The 8935-nt window shown below is 65.9% G+C and carries 8 protein-coding genes; 6 read left to right on the forward strand and 2 right to left on the reverse strand.

Annotation, left to right across the window (positions count from 1 at the left end; all coding sequences use genetic code 11):
• Nucleotides 1–321: 321 nt before the first annotated feature.
• On the forward strand, nt 322–510 hold the full coding sequence (locus ACI944_RS08075) for an ion channel (protein WP_411718551.1): 189 nt from the start codon (nt 322–324) through the stop codon (nt 508–510).
• Between the two features lies 1 nt (nt 511).
• On the opposite strand, the gene ACI944_RS08080 is transcribed toward ACI944_RS08075, so the two are convergent.
• A complete protein-coding gene (locus tag ACI944_RS08080) occupies nt 512–991 on the reverse strand; it encodes a hypothetical protein (RefSeq protein WP_411718544.1) in 480 nt (159 codons plus the stop codon).
• Between the two features lie 367 nt (nt 992–1358).
• On the opposite strand from ACI944_RS08080, the gene ACI944_RS08085 reads away from it, so the two are divergent.
• The 3 genes from ACI944_RS08085 to ACI944_RS08095 are packed head-to-tail and all read left to right on the forward strand — an operon-like array spanning nt 1359 to nt 5588.
• The gene (locus ACI944_RS08085; protein WP_411718545.1) at nt 1359–3440 is read left to right on the forward strand and encodes a hydantoinase/oxoprolinase family protein; all 2082 of its coding nucleotides are present in this window, start codon (nt 1359–1361) and stop codon (nt 3438–3440) included.
• A complete protein-coding gene (locus tag ACI944_RS08090; RefSeq protein WP_411718546.1) occupies nt 3437–5053 on the forward strand; it encodes a hydantoinase B/oxoprolinase family protein in 1617 nt (538 codons plus the stop codon). The genes ACI944_RS08085 and ACI944_RS08090 overlap by 4 nt, the downstream gene beginning before the upstream one ends.
• 49 nt (nt 5054–5102) lie before the next feature.
• Nucleotides 5103–5588: an Lrp/AsnC family transcriptional regulator gene (locus ACI944_RS08095; RefSeq protein WP_411718547.1), complete on the forward strand. Its 486-nt coding sequence runs from the start codon at nt 5103–5105 to the stop codon at nt 5586–5588.
• 30 nt (nt 5589–5618) lie between these two features.
• Here the strand turns inward: ACI944_RS08095 and ACI944_RS08100 are convergent, their stop codons facing one another.
• Nucleotides 5619–6635, reverse strand: a complete 1017-nt coding sequence (locus tag ACI944_RS08100; RefSeq protein WP_411718548.1) for an amidohydrolase family protein — start codon at nt 6633–6635, stop codon at nt 5619–5621.
• Nucleotides 6636–6976: 341 nt separating this feature from the next.
• Here ACI944_RS08100 and ACI944_RS08105 point away from each other — a divergent pair, with 341 nt between their 5' ends.
• Together ACI944_RS08105 and ACI944_RS08110 are read left to right on the forward strand one after the other, a co-directional pair.
• Nucleotides 6977–8461, forward strand: coding sequence for a proton-conducting transporter membrane subunit (locus ACI944_RS08105; RefSeq protein WP_411718549.1), 1485 nt, complete (start codon nt 6977–6979; stop codon nt 8459–8461).
• Nucleotides 8451–8935, forward strand: a 485-nt coding sequence (locus ACI944_RS08110; RefSeq protein ID WP_411718550.1) for a putative inorganic carbon transporter subunit DabA, incomplete at its 3' end; no start/stop codon positions are given. The genes ACI944_RS08105 and ACI944_RS08110, both read left to right, overlap by 11 nt.

Genomic DNA, 8935 nt, shown 5'->3' on the forward strand with positions numbered 1-8935 from the left:
AATTTTGAATATAAATGATTGTGTGGTGGACATATGACACGCGGTCGAGAGGGATGTCGGTACGTGCTCGATCCGGACGATCCCGGAACGTGGAACGGGGGGCGACGGCGGAGAGTGTCACGTTGATGCTGCGGTCTTGGACGGGGCCGGAGTCGGAACGAGACCGGACAAAACAGCTCCTCGGTGCAACGTTCGGTCGACCCGATTTGAGCAGTTTCGATGGGGGCAAACGAGTGCCGAGCGACCTCCGACTGTCGAACGCTGTAATCAAGTGGGCGGTGGATCGTTGCCGATGAGGGCGACCCGATCACCGACCGGGAGATCACGAGGCTTGCCGAGTTCGGGGACTCGATTTACAACTCCACGCTCACGTTCACCGCACTCGGCTTCGGCGACCTCCAGCCGGTCGGGTTCGGGCGCGTGTCGACCGCGATAGAGACGAGCCTCGGGGCGGTGTTGCTCGCCTTTCTCGTGTTTGTGTTCATTCTCGGCCGTCGGGCGGCGCGGTGATTCAAACTGACGTCCGTCCCACCCGGCCGAACTGCGACTCCGCGGAGTCGAGCGCCGCCGATACAGCGGTATCGAAGGAGGGACTAAAGCCAGCGTTGGCGAAGAATCCAGGCTTCCCTTTCGCGTCGACGCCGTTGCCATCCCGCGTCGCGTTTATTTCGACGGCTGGCCGCGTTGACAGTGACGACGACGCGGGCCGTGTCCTGACCCCGTCGTCGTAGATTTCGATTCGCCCGCCCAGGTTTCCTCCTTTTATGACACTGATCTCGAACGAGAAGTCGACCTCCCGCGCGTTCTCCTTGAGGTTCTCCACCGCCGAGTCAAGCGCCGCGTCCTCGGAGCGGATGGCCGCCCCGATCCCTTCGATCTCCCGTCCGTCCGGTGTGAACCCCTTCGCGATGGCGACGTTCGGCGTAAGGATTCTGTACATCGGGCTCCGGTGGACGACGTTCGTCATTTTGATCTCGATTTCTCCACTCATCACACGTTTTATTATTCTCTTGGTAAATTAAGGTAACGGCAAATAGAGATTTTTTATTGGATGATCAAACACAATTTTGGCGCTGAGATGTCTGGATTAGCTAATTCTATCCCGCCCGACGGAAGTCGGTATTCTCGGGGGCGTCGAGCAGCGTCAGAAGTCACAGCCGCCTTGAGGTGATTGTGTTCGCGCAGATCACCGACGACCGCCCTGTTTCGACCGCGCCGCGTCCCCCACACGGCGAACAGCGACTCGTTTTTGAGTGTGCACATCAACAACCCGCCACGGAACGTCCTCGACTGACTCGTCACACCAATCACGGTCACTACCGGCCTTCGAACGCTCCACGATGTCCTCCTATTCCAGCATGACCGACGCAACCAACACCGAAACTGACGAATCGACCGCCCCGACCCGAGTCGGCGTCGACGTCGGCGGCACGTTTACCGACGTGGCGCTGTCGGTCGAAAATCGGCTCGTAACGGCGAAAGTCCCGACGACCGACGATCAGAGCGTCGGCGTTCTCGAGGGGATCGAGAAGGCCTGTGGGCGGGCCGGGATCGACCCGAGCGACCTCGACGAGTTCGCCCACGCGATGACCGTCTCGGTCAACGCCTTACTCGAACGCGACGGCGCGAAGACCGCCCTCGTGACGACCGAGGGATTTCGGGACGTCCTCGAGATCGGCCGACAGGACCGCCCGGACCTCTACGATCTAGAAGCAGAGAAACCCGAACCGCTCGTCCCGCGCCGACGTCGCTTCGAACTCGACGAACGTGCGACCGCCGACGGCGTCGAGCGCCCGGTCGACTCCGAGGCGGTCCGAAACCTCGCTATGACCCTCTCCGAGCGGGATGTCGGCGCCGTCGCCGTCTGCTTGCTCCACGCCTACGCGGACGCCGAGAACGAGCGCGTGGCCGCGGAGACGCTCCGGGCGGAACTCGACGTTCCGGTGTCGGCCTCCCACGAGGTGCTCGCGGAGTTCCGCGAGTACGAACGCACCGCAACGACGACCGCCGACGCCTACGTCCGCCCCACGATCGAGCGCTACGTCGGTCGAGTGGTCGAAAAGGCCGACTCGGCGGGGATTCCGGCACCGCATATTATGCAGGCCAACGGCGGCATCGCTGACCCCGATACTGTGTGTGAACGCGCCGTAACGACGACGCTGTCCGGGCCGGCCGCGGGCGTCGTCGGTGCCGCGGCGACCGTCGACGATACCGGCGTCGAGGGACTCGTCACCTTCGATATGGGCGGGACTTCGAGCGACGTCAGCCTCGTCCGCGACGGGGACGCCGAGCGCACGACCGACGCCGAGATCGCGGGCGTTCCGATCCGCACCCCTATGGTCGATGTCAACACCGTCGGCGCGGGCGGGGGCTCGATCGCCTGGGTCGACTCCGGGGGCGCACTGCGCGTCGGCCCCCGATCGTCCGGCGCCGACCCTGGCCCTGTCTGTTACGGCCGCGGGGGGGTCGAGGCGACCGTGACGGACGCCAACGTCGTGTTGGGCTACATCGGCCCGGAGACAGCCCTGGGTGGTGAGATGACCCTCGACGTCGAAGCCGCCGAGGACGCCCTCGCCGATCTGGCCGATGAGGCCGATCTCGAGGATGCTCTTGAGGCCGCACGGGGTGTCTACCGCGTGGCGAACGCGACCATGACGCGGACGATCCGATCGGTGACAGTCGAGCGCGGCCACGACCCGCGTACCTTCGCCCTCGTCGCCTTTGGCGGCGCCGGGCCGATGCACGCCGCCGCGCTCGCGTCGGCGCTCGGGATCGACCGCGTCGTCGTCCCGCGACCCGGCGGCGTCCTCTCGGCGTTCGGTCTGCTCGCGGCCGACGAGAGCCACGACGCCGTCCGGACCGTCGGCGTCGACCTCGCTGACGCGAAGCCGGGGCGACTCGAGAGCGTTTACGAGGACCTCGTTTCGGACGTGCTCGCGGACACCTCGGACTCGACGGCGGCGACGGTTGAGCGCGCCGCCGACTGCCGGTACGCCGGCCAGAGCTTCGAGTTGACCGTCTCCGTCGGCGGAACGTTCGACGCCGCGGCGATCCGGCGGCGCTTTCGGGCAGCCCACGAGCGCGCCTACGGGTACACGATGGACGAGGGCATCGAGGTCGTCAACCTGCGGGCGACCTCGACTGTTGAGGGGACCGACCCGATCGTACGCCACGACGGCGACGGCGAGGCATTCCTCGGAAGCCGAACAGCGCACTTTCCCGAAACCGGTGCCCGCGAGGCGACCGTCTACGATCGAGACCGCATCGAGACCGGGGCGACGATCCACGGCCCAGCGGTCCTCGAACAGGCCGAGAGCACGACCGTCGTCCCGCCGACATGGATGGGGGACGTGCTCGACGACGGCACGCTCGTGATGACGCGGGCGGGCGAGAGCGACGGCAAACCTGAGACGGAGGTCGAGGGGGGCGACGACCGATGACCCAATCCGATGGCGGGATCGACCCGGTCACACTTGAGGTGCTGCGCAACCAATTCGAGAGCGCCGCCGACGAGATGGGACAGACCCTGATCCGCGGGGCGTACTCGCCCAATATTAAGGAGCGACGGGATTGCTCGACGGCGCTGTTCGACGCCGAGGGACGGATGATCGCCCAGGCCGAACATATCCCGGTCCACCTGGGGGCGATGCCGGAAGCCGTCGACGCCGTCCTCACGTGTGATCCACAGCCGGGCGACGTCTTCGTACTTAACGATCCATTCCGCGGCGGGACCCACCTCCCGGACGTGACGATGGTTTCACCGATCGCCCCGGACGACGGGATCGTCGGATATGCAGTTTCGCGGGCCCACCACGCGGATATCGGTGGGATGACCCCCGGCAGCATGCCGGCCGGCGCCCGCGAGATCTATCAGGAAGGGCTCCGACTGCCGCCGATCCGTCTCGTCGAGGGGGGATCGATCCGCGAGGACATCCGCTCGCTCATCCTCGCGAACGTCCGGAATCCGGGGGAACGAAAGGCCGACCTGCGCGCCCAGCTCGCGGCGAACGAGCGCGCGGAGACCCGCGTCGCCTCGCTGTTCGAGGAACACGGCCGCGAAACCGTCCTCGCTGGCTTTGACGCCGTCATCGAGTACTCGCGAAAGCGGATCGCAGACGAGATCGAGAGCCTCCCGGACGGCGTCTATGAGGCTACCGACCGCCTCGAGGGTGACGGCCGCACCGACAATGACATCGCGGTCGCCGTTACGGTGACCATCGAGGGCGCGTCGATCGGCGTTGACTTCTCCGGAACGGACGGCCAACTCGAGGGAAACCTCAACGCGCCGCTCTCGGTCGCAAAGAGCGCGGTCTACTTTGTCGTCCGGTGTGTTACCGACCCTGAGGTTCCGCCGAATCACGGCTGTTACCGGCCAGTCTCCGTCGATGCTCCCATTGGGTCGCTTTTGAATCCTGAGCCCCCGGCGGCGGTCGTCGGCGGCAACGTCGAGACCAGCCAGCGGGTCACGGATGTCGTCTTCACGGCGCTTTCTGAGGCCGCCCCTGGCCGCGTCCCCGCTCAGGGCCAAGGGACGATGAATAACCTGACAATCGGTGCCCGCGACGGCTCTTTCACCTACTATGAGACCATCGCGGGGGGCTTCGGCGCCCGCGCCGACCGCGACGGCATGGACGGCGTCCAAGTCGGGATGACGAACACGCTCAACACGCCCGTCGAGTCGCTTGAGACCGAGTACCCGCTGCGGGTCGAACGCTACGCGCTCCGTCCCGACAGCGGCGGGCGCGGAACCGCCCGTGGCGGGTTGGGTCTCGAACGATCTGTCACCATCGAGACCGACGCGGCGGTTTCGCTTCTGACCGAGCGCCGACGGTACGCCCCGAGCGGTATCGCGGGCGGGGAAGCCGGCGCGCTCGGGGAGAACCTGATCGACGGCGAGACCGTCCCCGCGAAAACCACCGTCGATGTCGAGGCGGGCGCGACGGTCACGGTCCGGACGCCCGGCGGCGGCGGGCACGGCCCCCCCGAGGAACGCGACCCCGAGGCCATCGCGGCCGATCGCACCGACGAGAAGCGAACGGACGGCGAGGGATGAGGGCCATGCGACGTCCAGTATAAAGTATCCCGGCGGTGGAGGTACAGCTATGAGTGATCAGGACATCGACGACGTGGACCGCGCCATTCTGTACGCGCTCCAGGAGGACGCCCGGAGCATGTCGTCCGGCGACATCGCCGAACGGACCGGCACCTCCGACAGCACCGTCCGAAAGCGCATCCAGCGGCTCGAATCGGATGGGGTAATAAAAGGGTACAGCGCGGACGTCGACTACCAGCAATCGGGGTACCAACACCGAATGTTGCTGTACTGTACCGCCTCGATCACCGAGCGGGGCGATCTTGTCCCGGAGATCCTATCGATCGACGGCGTCGTGTCGGTCCAGGAATTGGTTACCGGCGAGCAGAACCTCCTCGTGACGGCCGTCGGGGAGTCCGACAGCGACATCACGCCGGTCGCCCAGCGGCTCCTCGAGATGGGGATTACGGTCGCCGACGAGGTGCTGGTCCGGAGCCACGAAACGACGCCCTTCGGTGGATTCGATTCCGGAGACGGCTCCGAGGACGAGACGTAGCGCGGCACGCGTCTGTTCGAGCGACGGGACCTAGCACAGCACCCGGTCGACGTCCAGCGCGGTCGCACGCCGGACGACCGCTCGAACCGGATCGGTCGACCCGGTCAGATTGTTCGAGTCGCCATCGAGAACGGTGAGCGCTGCCCGCCGGCCGGGCGCGATGACGCCGCCGTCGAGGCCGACGATCTCAGCGCCGGCCGTCGTCGCCATCCGGAGCACCTCCCTGTCGGTCACGTCGAACTGTTTCGCGGTGTATGCCATCTCCCGGAACATCGACGGCGGGTTCAACATGACGTTGTCCGTCCCGAGCGCGACGGTCGTGTGATCGAGCAACGCCCGCACGGGCGGCCGTCCGACGTCGAGAACGGTGTTCGCGCGGGGGCAGACCGCGATCGGGATCGACGCCTCGGCGACCCGGTCGAGGTGGTCCGGTTCGGCGTGGACCATGTGGACAAGTAGATCCGGATCCAACTCGAGGGCGGGGCCGATGTCCGTCGGGTCCGGTTCGCCGGCGTGGATAGCGAAGGGTGCCCCGCGTTCCCGACTCGCGGCGCGTTGTTCGGCGAAGTCATCATCGTTCGCGCCGCTCGCGCCGAACCCGTCGGCGACGTCGAGGACCGAGGCGTCCCCGCTTCCGAAGATGAACGGATCGATATCTAACGGCCGAGCGGCCTCCCGGAGCGCGCGCGCCCCGGCGGGCCCGGATTCCCGGAAGTCCAGACACGACGCCGTTGCGGTTTCTCGCATGAACCGGAGCGTCCGGCGCATCGCTGCCACGAGATCGGGTCGATCAGCGGCGGCGAGTCGACGGTGTTTCAGGCTGTTCGGCGGCGCGACCGCTTTCTCGAGTGAGAGGCCGGCGGCGGCGTCCTTCGCGACGGAGTCGCCCAGGTGCGTGTGGGCGTTGACGAAGGCGGGCAATACTATGTCCGTCGAGTCCGTCGGCACCTCCTCGATGGCTTCGATTTGGCCGTCCTCGACGACGACGCGGCCACGGATCGGCTCGAACGACTCCCCGGCGAGAACGGTTCCCTCCAACAGTTCCATAGCTATACCCGGTAGTGAGTACCGGTATGGATTTATGTTTCGCCTATCGCGGGGCCACGTTCGTTACACACGACCGCGAATCGTGATGTCGCTCGAGCGAGACTGGCCAATAATAAAAACTATTCCCAGCGCACCCGACAACCGGTCATCTGGGACTCGGGCGATGCCATCCACCGCCCCGAAAAACATAACGTTCTATAATGTTGTTTATTAGAACGATCTGGTAATATAGACACATTTAATACACAGTCTGTTCGTAATGTGACTGTACACGACCGGTAGCTGTGATCTGGGGACCGGTGTGGTTCCCGTGCAGCGGCCGGTTGCGGATGGATCAAACGATGAGCGAACGACGACAGGCGACGACAGTGGGACAGCTTCCGACCCCGGCTGGTGGGGACTCGCGCGTACCGGCGACGCTGACGTGGCTCGTGTGGCTCCTCTGGGTTGCGAGTTCGATCGCGCTGGTCGCACACCTCCGGGGCGGCGCGTGGGACCTCGCCGGCGTAGCGGTCGTCGACGGGTTGACGGTCGTAATGTGGGTGACGGTCACCTTCTTCAGCGGCATCGTCCACAGCTACTCGCGGCGCTATATGGCCGGGAATCAAAACATCGATCGGTTCTTCGGCCGCGTGTTCGCGTTCACGCTGGTGGTGATGGTGCTCGTCGCGGCCGACAACCTCGCGCTGTTTGGGGCCGCGTGGCTCGTTATGGGGCTTTTGATGGCCGCGTTGATCGGGCACGTTCAGGAGTGGTCCCAGGCGCAGACTGCGGCCTCGCTTGCGCGCCGGTACTTCCTCGCAGGGAGCGCACTAGTGGCCGTCGCGCTCGCGGCGCTTTGGTGGGTCACCGGAGCAACGACGACGTCCGGCGTCGCGTCGGCCGTTGGGACTGCACCTCCGGCTGTCGTAGCGCTCGCCGCGGGGACACTCCTGTTGGCGGCGATGGTCCAGTCGGCGCTCGTCCCGTTTCATGCCTGGCTTCTCTCCTCGATGACGGCGCCCACGCCGGCTTCGGCGCTGATGCACGCCGGGTTTGTCAACGCCGGCGGCGTCCTGCTCGTGCGCTTTGCGCCGGTCGTCACCGCCGACGCCCGGTTCATGCTCGCGGTCGTGCTCGTCGGGGTGGCGAGCGCGCTGGGTGGAAAACTCCTGAAGAGCGTCAGGGCGGATGTCAAAAGCAAACTCGGCTGCTCGACGGTCGGACAGATGGGCTTCATGATCATGCAGGCCGGACTCGGCTTTTTTGGGGCCGCGATCACGCACCTCATCCTACACGGTTTTTATAAGGCGTATCAGTTCCTCGCCTCGGGTAGCCGCGTCAAACAGAAGCGCCCGACCGGCGCGAAGGACACCGGCTCCGCCGGCCCCGCAGGGATCGGCGTAATCGCCGTCACCGCGCTCGCGGGCGGTGCCCTGTTTGCCGTGCTCACCGGTAAGGGGACGAAAGTTGACGGCGGTCTCCTGCTGACGCTCATCGTCGTTCTGACGGTCCTCCACGCCGCCCGCGGGGTCGTCACGCGAACATCACTGCCGCCCACGCTCCGATACGGAGCCGTACCGCTCGTCGCGCTGCCGGCTATCACCATCTACGCCGCGGTGTTCCGAGCGATCGAAGGGTTGGTAGCCGGACTCCCTGCGGTCGGACAGCCGGCGGAACTGACGGTCGTTCACGGGGTCATCGCCGCCACGTTCGCCGTCGCATACGTCGCCATCGACCGCGGCGTCCACCGCCGCAGCCGTCGGCTCTACGTCGCGCTGTTGAACGTGAGCCAGCCCAGTTCTGACACTCTGCTGACATCTACGGAGGAATACAATGAGTACTGAATCCGCTATCGAGGACTGTATCGCAACAGCGGCTGAATCGGTCGGGTCCGTCTGGCCGCTGCACTCGTTCGTGACGGCCAACCCACTAGCCGGGTTCAAGGACCGGCCGTTTCAGGAGGCCGTCGCGGACGCCGAAGAAGTACTCGGCGGCACCGGGTATCCGAGTGCCGGTGTCTTTCGGAGGGCCTGGGACGCCGGGCGGATCGATCCGGAGATTCTGCGGGCAAAGCTGAGCAACCACGACTACGACGCTGACCCCGAAGCGTCGCTTGAGCGCATGGCGGCCACAGAGCACGCCGACGCGGCTGACGAGACGGCCGACACGACGCCCACGGATCGTGTCGACGCCGCCTTGACAAAGTGGCTGTCGGCGTTTCTCGATCAGGGGCGGGCGGAGTGGCCGATGCCGGACCGCGAGCAGGGTTTCTACGACGCGTTTCGCACCGTAGCCCCGCACGACGGCGAGATTCCCGA

Source organism: Natronomonas sp. (assembly GCF_046710025.1).
Taxonomy (GTDB): Archaea; Halobacteriota; Halobacteria; order Halobacteriales; family Haloarculaceae; genus Natronomonas.

Coding starts and splice junctions, on each gene's coding strand:
- ACI944_RS08105 (WP_411718549.1), top strand. CDS start 6,977: ATGAGCGAACGACGACAGGCGACGACAGTGGGACAGCTTCCGACCCCG.
- ACI944_RS08095 (WP_411718547.1), top strand. CDS start 5,103: ATGAGTGATCAGGACATCGACGACGTGGACCGCGCCATTCTGTACGCG.
- ACI944_RS08090 (WP_411718546.1), top strand. CDS start 3,437: ATGACCCAATCCGATGGCGGGATCGACCCGGTCACACTTGAGGTGCTG.
- ACI944_RS08085 (WP_411718545.1), top strand. CDS start 1,359: ATGACCGACGCAACCAACACCGAAACTGACGAATCGACCGCCCCGACC.
- ACI944_RS08100 (WP_411718548.1), bottom strand. CDS start 6,635: ATGGAACTGTTGGAGGGAACCGTTCTCGCCGGGGAGTCGTTCGAGCCG.
- ACI944_RS08080 (WP_411718544.1), bottom strand. CDS start 991: ATGAGTGGAGAAATCGAGATCAAAATGACGAACGTCGTCCACCGGAGC.